This is a genomic window from Sphingopyxis sp. LC81, assembly GCF_000756375.1.
GTDB lineage: Bacteria > Pseudomonadota > Alphaproteobacteria > Sphingomonadales > Sphingomonadaceae > Sphingopyxis.
On record NZ_JNFD01000002.1, the window covers coordinates 44375 to 60754 of the forward strand.

A 16380-nucleotide genomic window follows, 5' to 3' on the forward strand; every position below is an offset into this window, starting at 1 on the left:
GCTTTTTAGTCGCCGTAGGCACCGCGCAGCGCCGCGAGCGACGCGTCGTGGGTCAGGTCGAGCTGGAGCGGCGTGACCGAGATATAATTGTCATCGATCGCCTCGAGGTCGCTGTCGTGGCCGAGGCTGTGCTCGATCCCGTGGAGGCCGAACCAATAATAGCGATAGCCGCGCGGGTCGGTGCCCTCGACAATCGAGCCGCGGCCATAATCATGGAAGCCCTGACGCGTGACGCGGATGCCCTGCACGTCGGCGGCGGGGATCGCGGGGAAGTTGATGTTGATCAGCGTGCGCGGCGCCATCTCCATGTCGAGGAGCGGACGGAGCACCTTGGCGCCCCAGACTTCGGCCGCCTCGAAGGGCACGCTGTCGCCCATGCCTTCCTTGGCGTAAACTTGGCTCAGCGCGATTGAAGGGATGCCCGCGAGCGCGCCCTCGATCGCCGCCGATACCGTGCCCGAATAGGTGACATCGTCGCCGAGGTTGGCGCCGCGATTGACCCCCGACAGGATCAGGTCGGGCTTTTCGGGCATCAGCTTGCCGATCGCCATCATCACCGAATCGGTCGGGGTGCCGCTGCACGACCAGCGCCGCTCTTCGTGCTGGCGGATACGCACCGGGCGCGAGAGGGTGAGCGAGTGGCCGGCGCCCGACTGTTCCTCGGCGGGGGCGCAGACCCAGATGTCGTCCGAAAGCTGGCGCGCGATCGCCTCCAGCACCGCCATGCCGGGGGCGTGATAGCCGTCGTCGTTGGTGAGGAGAATGCGCACTTTTTGGTCTTTCCGTTTCTGTTTCGTTATGCCGGGCTTGACCCGGCACCCGCCTTTTCTTCGCGAAGGAAGGCAGGCCCCGGATCAAGTCCGGGGTGACGGGGTTAGTTAGCCGCGGGCGTGAGCTTGGTGATTCCGCCCATGTAGGGGAGCAGCGCCGCCGGAATGTCGACGCTGCCGTCGGCCTGCTGGTAATTTTCGAGGATCGCGACGAGGGTGCGGCCGACCGCGAGGCCCGAGCCGTTGAGCGTGTGGACGAACTCGTTGCCTTTTACGTCCTCGCGGCGGAAGCGCGTGTTCATGCGCCGCGCCTGGAAGTCGCCGCAGTTCGAACAGCTCGAAATCTCGCGATAGGCGTTCTGGCCCGGGAGCCACACTTCGAGGTCATAGGTCTTGCGCGCGGCAAAGCCCATGTCGCCGCTGCACAGCAGCATCTTGCGGTATGGGAGCTCGAGCGCCTCAAGGATCGTTTCGGCCGCGCGTGTCTTGCGTTCAAGCTCGGCGTCGCTGTCCTCGGGGCGGACGATCGAGACGAGCTCGACCTTCCAGAACTGGTGCTGGCGGATATAGCCGCGCGTGTCGCGCCCCGCCGATCCGGCTTCGGAACGGAAGCAGGGGGTGAGCGCGGTCATGCGGATCGGCAGCTCGGCCTCGGGCAGGATTTCCTCGCGCACCGCGTTGGTCAGGCTCATCTCCGACGTCGAAATCAGCCAGCGGCCGTCGGTCGTCTGGAACAAATCCTCGCGAAACTTCGGGAGCTGCGTCGTGCCATAGGCCGCCTCGTCGCGGACCATCAGCGGGGTCGCGCATTCGGTGTAGCCTGCCTCATTGGTCTGCTTGTCGATCATGAATTGGCCAAGCGCGCGTTCGAGCCGCGCCATCTGGCCTTTCAGGAAAGCGAAGCGTGCGCCCGACATCTTCGCCGCGGTCTCGAAGTCGAGGCCGAGCGCGGGGGCGAAGTCGGCATGCTCCTGCGGCGTGAAATCGAACGTGCGGGGCGTGCCCCAGCGCGCGATCTCGACATTACCTTCCTCGTCCTCGCCCGCGGGGACATCGGCGAGCGGGATGTTCGGGATCGCGGCGAGAATGTCCTGCAACGCGGCAAGCTGTTCGCGCTCGGCGTCTTCTTTCGCGGGAAGCGCGGTCTTGAGGTCGGCGACCTCGGCCTTCAGCGCCTCGGCCTTGTCCTTGTCGCCACTGGCCATCGCCTGGCCGATCAACTTTGACGCTTCGTTGCGGCGCGCCAGCGAGCCCTGGATCTCGGTCTGCAGCGCGCGCAGCGACGCGTCGGCCGCCACGATCTGGGCGGACAGGGGTTCGAGGCCACGGCGCGCGAGGCCGGCGTCGAACGCTTCGGGATTTTCCCGGATCAGGCGGATATCGTGCATGCGCCGCGCTATGGCGTTGCCGCCCGCGCCGCGCAAGCCGTCTTAGCGCTCCAGCAATGCCGCCAACTGGCCGAGCACTGTGCCCCAACCTTCACGGAAACCCATTTCCTCATGCTTCGCACTATCCTCGGGATTCTTGTGCAGGACGCGCGCCGAATAGAGGGTGCCGCCGTCGCGGGCCTCGAAGGTCAGGATCGCGGTCATCGCGAGCCAGGGTTCGGCGGGCTGCCAGCCTTCGGTCAGCACGGTGGTAAAGACGAGGCGCTGTTCGGGGATCGCTTCGAGGAAGCAGCCGTCGACATGCGGCTGGAAATCGCCCCCCTCGTCGCGCATTTGCGTCACAAAGCCGCCGCCGGGGCGGAGGTCGAGCGTGACCACGCGGCATTCGATGGGCGCCGGGATCCACCATCGGGCGAGTTTCGTCGGATCGCTCCAGGCGTCCCACACCGCCGACGGCGGGGCGGCGATGTGGCGGGAAATGGTGAGTTCGCTTTTGCTCATGCGTTTTGCTCCGGAGGATTTTGCGATTCGACGAAGTCGGCGAGGCGGTCGGCGCGGCCCTGCCAGATCGCGCGTTGCTGCGAGAGCCAGCCTTCCGCCGCCGCGAGCCGCTCGGCATCGACGCGGCAGGTGCGGACGCGGCCGTGCTTTTCGGTACGGATCAGCCCCGACACCTCGAGCACCGACAGATGTTTGAGGAAGGCGGGGAGGCCCATTTCAAAGGGTTCGGATAGCTGCTTTACCGGTGCGGCGCCTTTGAGCAGGCGGCTGACGACCGCGCGGCGCGTCGGGTCGGCGAGCGCATGGAAGAGCGAATCGAGGGCTGCTTGTTGGTTCACCATGTGGCGAACCATAAGAATAGTTTCCCATATGGCAAACTGATTCGGGCAGGCCATAAAAAAGGGCCACCCTCGAAGGGGCAGCCCTTAGTTCGGTGGTCTGGGTTAGCCCCCCGGACCGCCAGTGGATTTCTCAAGCCGCGTTGGCGTCGTCGTCGTTGCGGTTCGCCGCGCGGCGCCGCGCGACAAGCGCAGCGGCTGCAGCGCCGAACAATAGCATCATCGGCGGCGCGGGAACAGGGGTCGGATCGCCCGACGAGCTACCGTGACTGCTGCTGCCGCCCGAGCTCGACGAGGACGACGAGGAGCTGCTGCTCGAGGAGGAGGAAGACGACGAGCTCGTGCTGCCGGTCGAACCGAAGCTGCTGCTGCCGCCGGTCGCGCCGCTCGACGTGCTGCTGCTCGACGAGGACGACGAAGACGAGCTCGACGACGAGCTGCTGGAGCCGCCCGAGCTGCCTGAACTGCCGTGCGACGAACTGCCGTGCGACGAACTGCCCCAACCCGAGCTGCCCTTCGAAGAGCTGCCGCCCGACGAGGACGAGCTCGACGACGAGGAGGAAGACGATGACGATGAGCTAGACGACGAGCTGCTGCTCGACGAGGAGGTGCTGACGTTGCCCGAAGAGGTCGAAACATTGCCCGACGAGGTCGAGGTGCTGACGCTGCCGGTCGAGGTCGAGACGCCGCCCGTCGAGGTCGAAGTCGAAACGCCGCCCGTCGAGGTCGACACGCCGCCGGTGGATGTCGAGACACCACCAGTCGAGGTCGACACGCCGCCGGTGGACGTCGAGACGCCGCCGGTCGAGGTCGAAACACCCGACGAGGTGCTGGAGGTCGTGCTGAGGCCGCCGGTCGTGGTCGAGGTGACGACGATGCTGCCGCTGCTGCCGCCGCCGCTGCTGCCGCCGAAGAAACCGCCAAAGAAGCCGCCGCCGAAACCGCCGCCAAAGCCGCCGCCGATCACTGTCACGCCGCCGCCGCTGCTGCCGCCTTCAAAGCCGCCGCGCGGAAAGGGCGCATAGGGGATAGGGGGCAGCGGGATCGTCTGCGTCACGACTTGCTGTTGCGGGGTCGCGGTGCGGATGATGCGCTTCGTCGTCACGACGCGGCGCACGCGCTTCACGGGCTTGCGCGCCGCATGACGTTTGCGCACGACCTTCTTGCCGACGCAGGGCTTGCAGGACTGGACCGACTGCGCGCGCGCCTTGGGAACATCCGCGATCTGCATCGCGCCGCTACCGATGATTGCCCCGCCGCAGGTGCAGGCGCAAAGCTTGGCAAGGGCCATTCGGACAGACATAGGTTTTTCTTTCTTTCCCGTTGCAGGTACGAAGCGCCATCGACCAGCACCCGCCGTCACCTTCGCTATAACGCAAAAGGCCAAAGCTTTATGAACGCGGCAATTGCGTTAACCGCGTTCACCTGTCCGAGAGCGGGAAATGCCACGCGGAATCAATCAAAATCCCGGTATCTGTCCCAAAACAGAACGGATTATGCAATAATTCTATGCGATTGGTTAACCTTCGGACCTAAATCGCGCCGTGCGATGGCGTCCGGCGGGTTGCCATCGGTCGGCAGAATCGCCCCCGACGCCATGCCGGTTCATCGCCGCTTCACGGACCGTCGCTATCGGCAGCTTGGCGCTTGTATCGTCGCCAGCGGCTGGGTATAGGCGCGCCACTCCCCGAGCTGTTTAACAGCCCGTAAGGTGACAGGAAAGGACGCGAGAGCCCCTCATGCCGACCAAGATTGCCGACGTTGGCGCTGACGCGCTTCGCGAAGCCAAATCCAATCTCGATTCGGATTATGTCCCCGGCGACGACGAAGAGTTTATGAACGAACGGCAGCAGGATTATTTCCGCGGCCTGCTGCGCGCCTGGAAGAAATCGATCCTGTCCGAATCCGAATCGACGCTGGCGCATCTTCAGGACGGCCCGCTGCGCGAACCCGACCTCGCCGACCGCGCGTCGAGCGAGACCGACTGGGCGATCGAACTTCGAACCCGCGATCGCCAGCGCAAGCTGATCGCCAAGATCGATTCGGCGATCCGCCGCATCGACGAAGGCGAATATGGCTATTGCCAGGTGACCGGCGAGCCGATCTCGCTCGCCCGCCTGCAGGCGCGTCCGATCGCGACGATGACGCTGGAGGCGCAGGAGCGCCACGAGCGCAACGAACGGATTTCGCGCGAAGATTAGTCGTCGGGAGCGTCGGTCCCATTTACGTTTCCGCAACGACCCGGCCCTAGATTCCGCTCCTCAATCACAAGAGGAACGGGGCGCAATGGATTCACTAGGACCCAGATCGGTCGACGAGGAAGTCGCGGCGCTGTCGCGCGGTGCCGATCGCGACAGCCTGTTCCTGCAGGCCGGGCTGATCCTTCCCGGCAGCCCGGACCCCGTCACCGTGCGCGTGCGCAACCTGTCGCCCGGCGGCATGCTGGCCGAGGCGAACGTCAATGTCGCGCAGGGCGCGGCGGTCGAGGTCGACCTGCGCAACGTCGGCCCGGTCGCGGGCCGCGTGATCTGGGTAGGCGAGGGCAAGTTCGGTATTGCGTTCGACCGTCCGGTCGACCCGCAGGCGGTACGTCGTCAGGTGGTTTCAGAGTCCGATTTGCCGCCGCATCTTCGGCGCACGGGCCTTGAGAAAGGGCCCCTCTATCGCCGGCGCTGATGCGTCCCCTCACGGGGTGGCATCAGCGGGGCGATAGCGCTGGCGATCAGGCGATCGTCAGCATCTCTTCCTTGAGTTTCAGCTTCTGCTTCTTGAGCTGCGCGACGACTCCGGTATCGGGGGCGGGACGGCGCTCTTCATTCGCAATTTTCGCATCGAGGTCCGCGTGGCGGGACTTCAGGGTGGAAAGGTGCGACGTGCTCATTGGCATTCTCCTTTTCGACTCGATGGGCAGGTCGAATTAAATCACGAAATCGCCCCGATGTCGTGGCGATTCGGCCAAGCGGTCCCCGTTGCGGACCAGTGGTGAACGTGGCAGGGAGGCGATGTGAGCCCCGAGGAAATTACCCAGCGCCTGGAACTGCTTCGCATCGAGCACCGCGACCTCGATGCCGCGATCATTGCGCTCGGCACCGCGGCGGTTCCCGACCAGCTGCAGCTCGCGCGCCTGAAAAAACGCAAGCTGCGCCTGCGCGACGAGATCTCCTGGTGCGAGGATCAACTGCTTCCCGACATCATCGCCTAGGATCGGCCGACATTCGGCCCATGCCGGCCTGCAAATGGCGATTTCCCGCGCTTCCGGTGCTCACCTACTGAAGTAGGCTGCGCTCCGGGTCACGAAAAATCACCATTTTCGGCTCGCCCTGAGCCAAATGTCGACCGATCCTAAACGCCTGAATCAAAACGGGACGGCTGACGCGCGCAATTTCATGGTTACCGACGTTGCGGACCCGATAGCCCGATGGCATCTCCCGCGTCATGGTCGGTGGGCGAACGAACATGATGGCAATCGATGTGCCGGTGCAGCGCGCACAGGTCGAAAATCTCTATGTCGAGGCGATGCTGCTCGCCGACGAGGCGCACGCCGCCTTTGCCGCGCAGCGCGACCTCGGGCGGACCGGCGGCGACGCGGCGGCGCAGATCGGCCTTGCATGCGAATCGCTGAAGACGACGACGCGGCTGATGCACGTCATCGCCTGGCTGCTCCACCGCCGCGCTATGTTCGCGGGCGACCCGGGGGCGGGGCCGCACGACAGCGCGGCGCGGATCGGCGAGGCGGTCGCGGCCGACTGGGATATCTGCGCGAGCTTCGATGGATCGGTGCGCCGGATTATTTCGGCGAGCGAGCGATTGTTCGAGCGGATCGCGATGCTGGAGGCCGGCTGGGAAGCGCCGGCGGTGACGCCGGTGCAGCAATTGCTGGCGCGGTTGGAGGCGCGGCTCTGACGGAGAAGGGCGTTTAGCCCAGCCACTCGATCCAAGCGCCGTGCGCGTGTGCTTGGGCAATTTTCCTCGGCGCTTCGCCGCCCGGCCAATAGCGCACGGCGAGTTCATGATGATGCACCGTCCGGTTCGCCTCGAGCGCCACCCATGCGAGCGGGCGGTCGGGGGTCGCGCGCTTGCCGGCTTCCTCCATCGCGGCGGTCACGCGCGCCTGCTGGTCAGTGGGGACATATTGCCAGACGATCGAGTGCATCAGCATGCGCGTCGTCCCTTCGGCTTGCGGGCGCGCGAGTTCGGCCTCGACGAAATCGGCGGCGGTCGCGCGGATCAGCTGCGGCGGCTCCTCGGTCGCGGCGGCGATCGCCGCCTCGATGCGCGCGAAGCGGATATGGTGCTCGGGCCAGATATAGGCTTTCAGCCGCAGCGCCTGCTCGGGATCGGTCAGGTCGACGGGGGCGACGTCGCAGCCTTTGAGGCCGGCAATCTCGATCGCATGCTGCGGCGGATGGTCGCCGCGCCATTGGGGGGTGAAGGCGATCGCGCCGGGCTGCGGCCCGACATGCACGCCGCCGAGGTCGTAATGATAGCGGTCGATCATCAGGTTGATCCCGCCGCTCGATCCTATTTCAAGGCAGTCGAAGCGCGGCGGCAGGCCCTTGTCGGCGAGCCAGAGCATGGCGGCGATGAAGTTCGATGAGCGCCCCGCCTCGTTGGTCTGCGGTGGGCCGTCGAGCCAGGGCAGCAGCGCCGCCTCGTGCCGCGCGACGACCCCTGCGATGATCGTCGCGTCGTTGATGTCCTCCGAATCGGCATAGATGGGCGCGAGTTCGTGCGCGGTTCCCGACAGGTGCAGCGCGTGGATGCCGCCGGCGGCGCGCAGCGGCAGCGCGTCGGCAAGCGGGGGCCCCTGCCAGCCGGCGATACGGCGCGCAAATTCGCTCGCGGGCTTGTCGAGCAATGTGCCGAGCGCGGCGACGACGCGGGCGGTGACGCGCGCGTCGTTGGCGCGGCAATAGGCGACCTGGTTGGCGAAAGCGGTGCGGACGGCCTTCGGCCCGGTCTCGGCCATGTCGATGAACTCGTAGCGCTCGCTCATTGCCCTTTTTCCTCTCGCCGCTTATGGGCGCGCAAGCTTATGCCCGAACCGATCATCTTTGCCATCCCGAAGGGGCGCATCCTCGACGAGGCGCTGCCCCTGCTTGCGCGCGTCGGGATAGAGCCGTCGGGCGAGTTTTTCGATAAGAAAAGCAGAGCGTTAGTTTTTGGGACAAATCAGCCACACATCTCGCTGATCCGCGTGCGCGCGTTCGATGTCGCGACCTTCGTCGCGCATGGCGCGGCGCAGCTCGGCATTGTCGGATCGGACGTCGTCGACGAGTTCGATTACAGCGAGCTTTACGCGCCGGTGGATCTTGGCATCGGCCATTGCCGCCTGTCGCTCGCCGGGCCGGAAGGCAGCGCGCCGCCGGGGCTGGGCGAAAGCCATATCCGCGTCGCGACCAAATATCCCGGAACGACGCGCCGCTGGTTCGAGGCGCAGGGCATCCAGGCCGAATGCATCAAATTGAACGGTGCAATGGAGATCGCGCCGAAGCTGGGGCTTGCCTCGCACATCGTCGATCTGGTTTCGACCGGGCGCACGCTGGTCGAAAATGCGCTCGCCGAGCAGAAAATCATCAGCGAGGTTTCGGCGCGGCTGATCGTCAACCGCGCGGCGTTCAAGCTGCGTTCGGCCGAGGTGCCGGCGCTCGTCGAACGCTTCCGGCAGGCAGTAGGGCAGGGCGATGCGGCGGCTTGATGCTTCCGAACCCGGCTTCGCAGCCGAGTTCGACGCGCTGGTCAACGATCGGCGCGAGAGCGATTCCGATGTCTCCGCCGACGTCGCCGCGATCATCGCGCGGGTAAAGGCCGAGGGCGACGCCGCGCTCGCCGACTATACCGCGAAGTTCGACCGTTTCGATTTGGGCGCGAGCGGGTGGAGCATCTCGAAGGAGGAATGCGCCGCGGCCTACGAGGCGCTGGCGCCCGAGCTTCGCGATGCGCTGAACCTCGCGGCCGACCGCATCCGCGCCTATCACGCCGCGCAGCTCCCCGAGAATCGCGACTATCGCGACGCCACGGGTGCGCGGCTCGGCGCGCGCTGGAATGCGGTCGATGCGGCGGGGGTCTATGTCCCAGGCGGGCGTGCTGCCTATCCCTCGTCGGTCTTGATGAACATCCTCCCCGCGAAAGTCGCGGGGGTCGGACGCATCGTGATGATGACCCCGACGCCGGGCGGCGAGACCAACCCGGTCGTGATGGCCGCGGCGCACATCGGCGGGGTCGACGAAATCTGGCGCATCGGCGGGGCGCAAGCCGTCGCGGCGCTCGCTTATGGCACCGACAGGATCGCGCCGGTCGACGTCGTCACCGGCCCGGGCAACGCGTGGGTCGCCGAGGCGAAGCGGCAGGTCTATGGCGTCGTCGGCATCGACATGGTCGCGGGGCCGAGCGAGATCGTCGTCGTGGCGGACAACCGGAACGCGCCGCATATCATCGCCGCCGACCTCTTGAGTCAGGCCGAGCATGACCCGACGAGCCAGTCGATCCTGTTCACGGACGATGCCGCGTTCGCCGATGCGGTAGGCAAAGCGGTCGATGCGATCATCCCGACGCTCGGCACCGCAACCACAATGCGCGAAAGCTGGGACGCCAACGGCGCGATCGTCGTTGTCCCCACACTCGCCGACGCAATCCCGCTTTGCGACCGGCTCGCGCCCGAACATCTTGAACTCGCGGTCGATGCCACCGAGGCCGACGCGCTCTTTGCGAAAGTGCGCCACGCCGGCTCGGTTTTCCTCGGCCGCCAGACCCCGGAAGCAATCGGCGATTATGTCGCTGGCCCCAACCATGTGCTGCCGACCGGCCGCCGCGCGCGCTTTTCGAGCGGGCTGTCGGTGAGCGATTTTATGAAGCGCACCAGCTTCCTCGCGCTCGACGAGGCGAGCCTCGCCGCGATCGGCCCGGCCGCGGTCGCGCTCGCGGGCGCCGAGGGGCTTCCCGCCCATGCGCTTTCGGTCAGCCAGCGTCTCAGTTAAGAAAAGAGTCATGAACAAACGCGCCCAGTCCCGCTCCGCCGCCCGTCTCGCCGCCGTCCAGGCGCTCTATCAGCATGAGATGGAGGGCACGCCCGTGCCGAAGCTGATCCACGAATTCCATCAGCACCGGATCGGCGCGACGATCGAGGACGAGGAATATGCCGAAGCCGACACCGCCTTTTTCGACGACATCGTCAAGGGCACGCTCGCGCGCATCGAAGAGATCGACGTGGCGATCGTCGCGCGGCTGGCGAGCGGCTGGTCGATGGAGCGGCTCGACCGCACGATGAAGGCGATCCTGCGCGCCGGTTCCTATGAACTGATGGCGCGCGGCGACGTGCCGGTCGGTGCGGTGGTCAGTGAATATGTCGATGTGGCCAAGGCGTTCTTCGACACGCGCGAGGCGGGGTTCGCCAACGGCCTGCTCGATGCGATCGGCAAGGATGTGCGCGGAACCCGCGCATAAGATATCCGTTCGCATCGAGCGAAGTCGAGATGCCCCTCGGCTTGGCGCCATCGCGATGGGTGTCTCGACTTCGCTCGACACGAACGGAAGTCACCCCTCATCGGACGAGAGGGTAATATGAGCGAAGCCGATTTCATCGCCCGCCTGCGTGCCATCGCGACCGATCCCGCCGCGCGCGGGCTGGCCGACGACGCCGCGGTGCTCGGCGACCTTGTCCTCACCCACGACATGATCGTCGAGGGCATCCATTTCCTCCCTGACGAGCGGCCGCAGGATGTCGCGTGGAAGCTCGTTGCGGTGAACCTTTCCGACCTCGCGGCGAAGGGCGCGGCGCCGCTCGGCGTGCTCGTCGGGTACAGCCTGACTGGCGACGAACTTTGGGACGCGGCCTTCGTTCGCGGGCTGGGCGAGGTGCTGCGCCGGTACGAGGTGCCGCTGCTCGGCGGCGATACGGTGGGCATTCCCGCCGGCGCGCCGCGCACATTCGGGCTGACCGCGATCGGCAAGGCGCCCGCGACCGGCGCGCCCGCGCGGAGCGGAGCAAAGCCTGGCGACCAGATCTGGGTCACCGGGACGATCGGCAATGCCGGGCTTGGCCTCGCGATGCGGCTGGGGCAGGTCGATCCGAACGAAACCTGCCTCGCCGCCTATGGCCGTCCCGAGCCCCAGCTGGCTTTTGGGCAGGCGGTGGCACCGTATGTCCATGCGATGATGGACGTGTCGGACGGCCTGCTGATCGATGCGCGGCGGATGGCCGAGGCGAGCGGATGCGAGCTTGGCATCATGCTCGAGACGATCCCGCTCTCAGCCGCGCTGCTCGCGGTGCGTCCCGACGTACTCGATACGCGGCTCGCGGCGGCGAGCGCGGGCGACGATTATCAGTTGCTGTTCACCGCAGATCCCTCAGCCGCCCCGGCGATCCGCGAGATTGCGGCGGGGCTGAATGTCGCCGTCACGGCCCTTGGTCACGCCGGCGTCGGCGAGGGAATCATGCTAACGCACCGGGCGCAGCGGATCGCGCTGCCGGAACGTCTCGGTTTCATGCACTGACACGAAAACACGGAAAAGCGCCAAAATTACCGGGCTTGCCCTTGGCTTTCTTTCTTCCCATAAATCGGCGTCCAAATTTGGGGCGGTCGCATCAGGGGAGAGAGCGAACCGGCATCAATAAGTCGGACGTGCTCGACTGATATCTTCTGCGTCGCCCTTCTCAATGGGAAGGAATAGTCACGCATGGATCCGGTTTTGATCGCGATAGCGTGCGGCCTGGTGGCCGTACTCTATGGCTTTATTACTTCGCGGCAGGTGCTCGGCGCCTCGGCGGGTAACGAGAAGATGCAGGAAATCGCAGGCGCCATCCAGGAAGGCGCCAAGGCCTATCTGGGCCGCCAGTATCGCACCATCGCTATCGTCGGCGTCGTCGTCGCCATTCTCGTCGGCTATTTTCTTGGCCCGATTTCGGCAACGGGCTTTCTGATCGGCGCTATCCTGTCGGGTGTCGCCGGCTTCGTCGGCATGAACATTTCGGTGAAAGCCAACGTCCGCACCGCGGCCGCGGCGCAGACCGGACTGCAGGCGGGCCTCACCATGGCCTTCCGCGCCGGCGCGATCACCGGCCTGCTCGTGGCGGGGCTCGCGCTCCTCGCGATCTCGGTCTTCTTCTGGTATCTGACCGGTCCCGGCGGCTTCACCGTCGGCGGTGACGATCGTACCGTCGTCGATGCGCTCGTCGCGCTCGCCTTCGGTGCCTCGCTGATCTCGATCTTCGCGCGCCTCGGCGGCGGTATCTTCACCAAGGCCGCCGACGTCGGCGCCGACCTTGTTGGCAAGGTCGAGGCCGGAATTCCCGAGGACGATCCGCGCAACCCGGCGGTGATCGCCGATAACGTCGGTGACAATGTCGGCGACTGCGCCGGCATGGCCGCCGACCTGTTCGAAACCTATGTCGTCACCGTCGGCGCCACGATGGTGCTGATCGCGCTGCTGCTGAAGGGCACCGGCGACATGTTGCTCCCGCTGATGACCTTGCCGCTCCTGATGGGCGGCGTGTGCATCATCACCTCGATCATTGGCACCTATTTCGTCCGTCTCGGTGGCGGTAAGAATGTCATGGGCGCGATGTACAAGGGCTTCCTCGTCACCGCGGTCCTGTCGATCCCGGCGATCTGGTTCGCGACCAGCTATGTGCTGAAGGGCGACATGGCGACCGACATCGCGGGGACGACGTTCAACGGCAGCGACCTTTTCTATTGTTCGCTGCTCGGGCTCGTCATCACCGGGCTGATCATCTGGATCACCGAATATTATACCGGCACCAATTTTCGCCCGGTGCGCTCGATCGCCAAGGCTTCGGAAACGGGTCACGGCACCAACGTCATCCAGGGTCTGGCGGTCAGCCTTGAATCGACCGCGCTGCCGACGCTCGTCATCTGCGTCGGCATCGTCGTCGCGTTCCAGACCGCGGGCATCGTCGGCATCGCCTTTGCGGCCACCGCGATGCTGGCGCTCGCCGGCATGGTCGTCGCGCTCGACGCTTATGGCCCCGTCACCGACAACGCCGGCGGCATCGCCGAAATGGCGGGCCTCGATGACAGCGTTCGTGAAAAGACCGACCTGCTCGACGCCGTGGGCAATACGACCAAGGCGGTGACCAAGGGCTATGCGATCGGCTCGGCGGGCCTCGCGGCGTTGGTGCTGTTCGGTACATATACGGCCGACATCACCGAATATTCGGCGAAGCTCGGGCTGACCGAGCCGCTGACTTTCTCGCTCTCGTCGCCCTATGTCATCGTCGGGCTGCTGCTCGGCGCGCTCCTGCCGTACCTGTTCGGTGCGATGGGGATGACCGCGGTCGGCCGCGCGGCGGGCGAGGTCGTCAAGGATGTTCGCGACCAGTTCAAGAACAACCCGGGCATCATGACCTATGAGAGCAAGCCCGACTATGCGCGCACGGTCGACCTGGTCACCAAGGCGGCGATCAAGGAAATGATCATCCCGTCGCTGCTTCCGGTGCTGGCGCCGATCGTCGTGTTCTTCGTGATCCGTGCGGTGGCTGGTCCGGCCGCGGCATTGGAAGCGCTCGGCGCACTCCTGCTCGGCGTGATCGTAGGCGGGCTGTTCGTCGCCATCTCGATGACCTCGGGCGGCGGCGCATGGGACAATGCCAAGAAGTATATCGAGGACGGCAACCACGGCGGCAAGGGCAGCGAAGCCCATAAGGCTGCGGTGACCGGCGACACCGTCGGTGATCCGTACAAGGATACCGCGGGTCCGGCGGTCAACCCGATGATCAAGATCACCAATATCGTGGCGATCCTGCTCCTCGCGGCGCTGGCGCACGGCGCGGCGTAAGCCGCACCGCCTGTGGGCAAAAGAAAGGCCCCGCCGGAGCGATCCGGCGGGGCTTTTTCATAAACTGGTCCAGCCTCAAGGCAGGACTATGATCACTGGTTCCCCGTCGCCAGCTGCACCACGCGCGCCTGTTCGCAGCTGTCGTCATTCCCGGCGTCGCAGCTCTTTTGGTAAAGGACCAGCGCGCGCGCCATATCCTGCGGCACGCCGTCGCCGCTTTCATAAGCCGCAGCGGCGAAGTGGCAGGCATAGCTTCCGAACTGGTCGTTGCTTTTGCTGATGTCGCACGCGGTGCGATACAGGGCGACCGCCTGGTTGTGGTCCCGCGACACGCCGTTGCCGTCGCGATACATATGGCCGAGTGTCAGGCAGTCGATCGCCTCACCTCCGTCGCAGCCCCTTCGCATGTCCTCGACAGTGACCGGGACCGGTTCGGACGGATCGACTTCGGCTTCCGCCACGTCCTCCACCGCCGCTTCGGCCGCAGCGATCGCGCCGTCGGTCGCTTCGTCCGCGGCTTCGTCGGCCGAAGCGAGATGTGCCTCGACTTGACGCATCGCGTCGCAGGACACGGCATTGCCGAGTTCGCAGCCGCGCCGGAAATATTCGAGCGCGCGATTTGCGTCGGGCTCCACGCCCTGTCCCTCGCGCGTATATTTCGATCCGAGCAGAGCGCAGGCGGCGGCGTCGTCGATCCCGCACGCTTGTCGATACAGCTCGGCAGCACGCGCCGGGTCGCCCGCCTCTTCGGCGTCGACGCCTGCAATCCCGACGCTGCTGCTCGGCATGGTTTCCGCCTGAGCCCAGCCGGCTTGGCTGGAAGCTGCGAAAGCCAGCGTCGATGCCGCCAACAAGACGAACCGCCTGAACACCATATTGTCTCCCCCCATTTGCTGTTACCGCAGCATCTTACCGTTCTGCCTTCATCTGCTGCGCATAGCCCGCCTGCACCATCGCGCTCATCCGGTCGAACAACGCATCCGGATCGCTCCTGCGCAGCCCCGCGATCATCGCTTCGGCGCCTTCGGCGACAACCAGCTCGCGCGTCCCAGCGTCGACCGCGGCGAGCATCTGCGCCGCCGCATCGTCGGGCGACAGGCCGTTCTCGATCGCGGCGTCGCTTTCTCCGCGCGTGCTGCCGTCGGCGTTGAGCGCGTTGCGGCTGACATTGGTGCGCACCGATCCCGGCGCGACGACGAGTATCTTCAACCCCAGATGCTCATTTTCGGCGCGCACACTGTCGTGATAGCCGATCAGGCCATGCTTGGCCGCCGAGTAAGCGCTGCGCAGCGGTACGCCCGCGATCCCCGCGACACTGGAAATCGCGATAATCTGTCCGCCCCCCGCGCCGACCATGCGCGGCAGCAATTGCTGGGTGAGGGCAATCGGCGCGAGCAGGTCGACGCCGATGATTTGCTGATAGACCGCAAAATCGGTCTCGATCGCAAGGCTGCGCTGCGAGATGCCGGCATTGTTGACGAGCCCGTCGATGCGGCCCTGCCAGCCCCATGCCCGATCGGCAATCGTAGGAATGGCGTCATAATCGGTCGCCTCGAATGGCAGGACCAGCGTTTCGGCGGCGCAGTCTGCGGCGACGATTTCCAATGCCGCGACGTTGCGCCCCGACAGGATCAGCTTTGCGCCGCGCGCGGCCAGCGCGCGCGCCAGCGCCGCGCCGATCCCCGACGAAGCCCCGGTAATCCACCAGACTTGATCCTTCATATCGTCATCCCCATCTGCACTTTTGTCTCAGCGTGAAACGTCGTTTGGAACGCGTCAAGGCGCCCGGCCGCGGATTTCCGCGCAGGGGTGGCAATTTTGTTGCGAATCTGTTATAATAAATATCAACGCGCCGACACTCTGCCTCTTCCCGTCACTGGGCTGGGGCGCTTTCCGGCGTTCCGATGGAGCCATATCCCTTGTCACTCTGACTGGCTAGCGCCGCCCGAATGCAAATCCCCCTCCGCGAGAGGGCGGGATGCGCCGGTGTTGTCGCACTTTCAGATCGGGGTCAAGGCACAAGAAAAGGAATTTGCATGTCCGTGAACACGCTCTTGTTCGAAGTCGGCGATTATGTTGTTTATCCCAAACATGGCGTGGGGCGCGTCATCGAATTGCAGCGGTCGGAAATCGCCGGCATGCAGCTCGAACTGTATGTCCTGCGCTTCGAAAAGGAAAAAATGACGCTTCGCGTGCCGACGAACAAGGCCGAAGGCGTGGGCATGCGCAAGCTGTCGTCGGACAAGACGCTGAAGGAAGCGCTGCAGGTCCTGACCACCAAGCCGAAGGTCAAGCGCACCATGTGGTCGCGCCGCGCGCAGGAATATGAAGCGAAGATCAATTCGGGCGACCTCGTGTCGATCGCCGAGGTGACCCGCGACCTGTTCCGCGCCGACGACCAGCCCGAGCAGAGCTATTCGGAACGCCAGATCTTCGAAGCGGCGTCGAGCCGCCTCGCGCGCGAACTCGGCGCGATGGAAGAAAGCGACGAAAAAACCGCGCAGGCGAAGATCCTTCAGATCCTCAACGAGCATGCGCCGCTGTACTACGCCGAAAAGGTGTAAGCTCGCAGCCTGGCGATAACAAAAA

At 65.5% G+C, this 16380-nt stretch carries 19 protein-coding genes; 11 read left to right on the plus strand and 8 right to left on the minus strand.

The features are described from left to right. Positions 1-5: 5 nt before the first annotated feature. The 4 genes from surE to FG91_RS02040 all read right to left on the minus strand — a co-directional run bounded on the left by surE (position 6) and on the right by FG91_RS02040 (position 3000). The gene (gene surE / locus FG91_RS02025; protein ID WP_037511262.1) at positions 6-770 is read right to left on the minus strand and encodes a 5'/3'-nucleotidase SurE; all 765 of its coding nucleotides are present in this window, start codon (positions 768-770) and stop codon (positions 6-8) included. A gap of 104 nt (positions 771-874) precedes the next feature. Further along, positions 875-2158: a serine--tRNA ligase gene (gene serS / locus FG91_RS02030; RefSeq protein ID WP_037511738.1), complete on the minus strand. Its 1284-nt coding sequence runs from the start codon at positions 2156-2158 to the stop codon at positions 875-877. A 42-nt stretch (positions 2159-2200) separates the two neighbouring features. Beyond that, a complete protein-coding gene (locus FG91_RS02035) occupies positions 2201-2659 on the minus strand; it encodes an SRPBCC family protein (protein ID WP_037511264.1) in 459 nt (152 codons plus the stop codon). Then, a complete protein-coding gene (locus FG91_RS02040) occupies positions 2656-3000 on the minus strand; it encodes an ArsR/SmtB family transcription factor (RefSeq protein ID WP_052187225.1) in 345 nt (114 codons plus the stop codon). The genes FG91_RS02035 and FG91_RS02040 overlap by 4 nt, the downstream gene beginning before the upstream one ends. A gap of 338 nt (positions 3001-3338) precedes the next feature. Here FG91_RS02040 and FG91_RS02045 point away from each other — a divergent pair, with 338 nt between their 5' ends. The 3 genes from FG91_RS02045 (at position 3339) to FG91_RS02055 (ending at position 5673) form a co-directional block, all read left to right on the plus strand. Beyond that, a complete protein-coding gene (locus tag FG91_RS02045) occupies positions 3339-4022 on the plus strand; it encodes a hypothetical protein (protein ID WP_200878384.1) in 684 nt (227 codons plus the stop codon). Positions 4023-4736: 714 nt separating this feature from the next. Then, positions 4737-5198, plus strand: a complete 462-nt coding sequence (gene dksA / locus FG91_RS02050; protein WP_037511269.1) for an RNA polymerase-binding protein DksA — start codon at positions 4737-4739, stop codon at positions 5196-5198. An 85-nt stretch (positions 5199-5283) separates the two neighbouring features. Next, positions 5284-5673: a PilZ domain-containing protein gene (locus FG91_RS02055; protein ID WP_037511272.1), complete on the plus strand. Its 390-nt coding sequence runs from the start codon at positions 5284-5286 to the stop codon at positions 5671-5673. Between the two features lie 46 nt (positions 5674-5719). Here the strand turns inward: FG91_RS02055 and FG91_RS21225 are convergent, their stop codons facing one another. Beyond that, positions 5720-5878, minus strand: a complete 159-nt coding sequence (locus FG91_RS21225) for a DUF465 domain-containing protein (RefSeq protein ID WP_081940370.1) — start codon at positions 5876-5878, stop codon at positions 5720-5722. A gap of 123 nt (positions 5879-6001) precedes the next feature. Here FG91_RS21225 and FG91_RS02060 point away from each other — a divergent pair, with 123 nt between their 5' ends. Together FG91_RS02060 and FG91_RS02070 are read left to right on the plus strand one after the other, a co-directional pair. Next, positions 6002-6199: a YdcH family protein gene (locus FG91_RS02060; RefSeq protein ID WP_037511274.1), complete on the plus strand. Its 198-nt coding sequence runs from the start codon at positions 6002-6004 to the stop codon at positions 6197-6199. 254 nt (positions 6200-6453) lie between these two features. After that, positions 6454-6900, plus strand: a complete 447-nt coding sequence (locus FG91_RS02070) for a DUF1465 family protein (protein WP_037511280.1) — start codon at positions 6454-6456, stop codon at positions 6898-6900. Between the two features lie 13 nt (positions 6901-6913). Here FG91_RS02070 and FG91_RS02075 read toward each other — a convergent pair whose 3' ends face one another. Next, positions 6914-7993, minus strand: coding sequence for a DUF2332 domain-containing protein (locus tag FG91_RS02075; RefSeq protein WP_037511283.1), 1080 nt, complete (start codon positions 7991-7993; stop codon positions 6914-6916). A gap of 39 nt (positions 7994-8032) precedes the next feature. Between FG91_RS02075 and hisG the strand changes: the two genes are divergently transcribed. The 5 genes from hisG to FG91_RS02100 all read left to right on the plus strand — a co-directional run bounded on the left by hisG (position 8033) and on the right by FG91_RS02100 (position 13791). Beyond that, positions 8033-8695 carry an ATP phosphoribosyltransferase gene (gene hisG / locus FG91_RS02080; protein WP_037511285.1) on the plus strand — a complete coding sequence of 221 codons (663 nt, stop codon included), beginning with the start codon at positions 8033-8035 and terminating at the stop codon, positions 8693-8695. Next, on the plus strand, positions 8682-9974 hold the full coding sequence (gene hisD / locus FG91_RS02085) for a histidinol dehydrogenase (RefSeq protein ID WP_037511288.1): 1293 nt from the start codon (positions 8682-8684) through the stop codon (positions 9972-9974). The genes hisG and hisD overlap by 14 nt, the downstream gene beginning before the upstream one ends. 10 nt (positions 9975-9984) lie before the next feature. Further along, a complete protein-coding gene (nusB, locus tag FG91_RS02090) occupies positions 9985-10440 on the plus strand; it encodes a transcription antitermination factor NusB (RefSeq protein WP_037511290.1) in 456 nt (151 codons plus the stop codon). A gap of 117 nt (positions 10441-10557) precedes the next feature. Then, positions 10558-11490: a thiamine-phosphate kinase gene (gene thiL, locus FG91_RS02095; RefSeq protein WP_037511293.1), complete on the plus strand. Its 933-nt coding sequence runs from the start codon at positions 10558-10560 to the stop codon at positions 11488-11490. Between the two features lie 183 nt (positions 11491-11673). Next, entirely contained in the window at positions 11674-13791 is a 2118-nt protein-coding gene (locus tag FG91_RS02100) for a sodium-translocating pyrophosphatase (RefSeq protein ID WP_037511297.1), read from the plus strand. A 92-nt stretch (positions 13792-13883) separates the two neighbouring features. Here the strand turns inward: FG91_RS02100 and FG91_RS02105 are convergent, their stop codons facing one another. After that, entirely contained in the window at positions 13884-14579 is a 696-nt protein-coding gene (locus FG91_RS02105; protein WP_161785612.1) for a tetratricopeptide repeat protein, read from the minus strand. Between the two features lie 121 nt (positions 14580-14700). Further along, on the minus strand, positions 14701-15513 hold the full coding sequence (locus FG91_RS02110) for an SDR family NAD(P)-dependent oxidoreductase (protein ID WP_037511303.1): 813 nt from the start codon (positions 15511-15513) through the stop codon (positions 14701-14703). 314 nt (positions 15514-15827) lie between these two features. Between FG91_RS02110 and FG91_RS02115 the strand changes: the two genes are divergently transcribed. After that, complete coding sequence (locus FG91_RS02115) at positions 15828-16355, plus strand: CarD family transcriptional regulator (protein ID WP_037511307.1); 528 nt, start codon at positions 15828-15830, stop codon at positions 16353-16355. Positions 16356-16380: the final 25 nt, after the last annotated feature.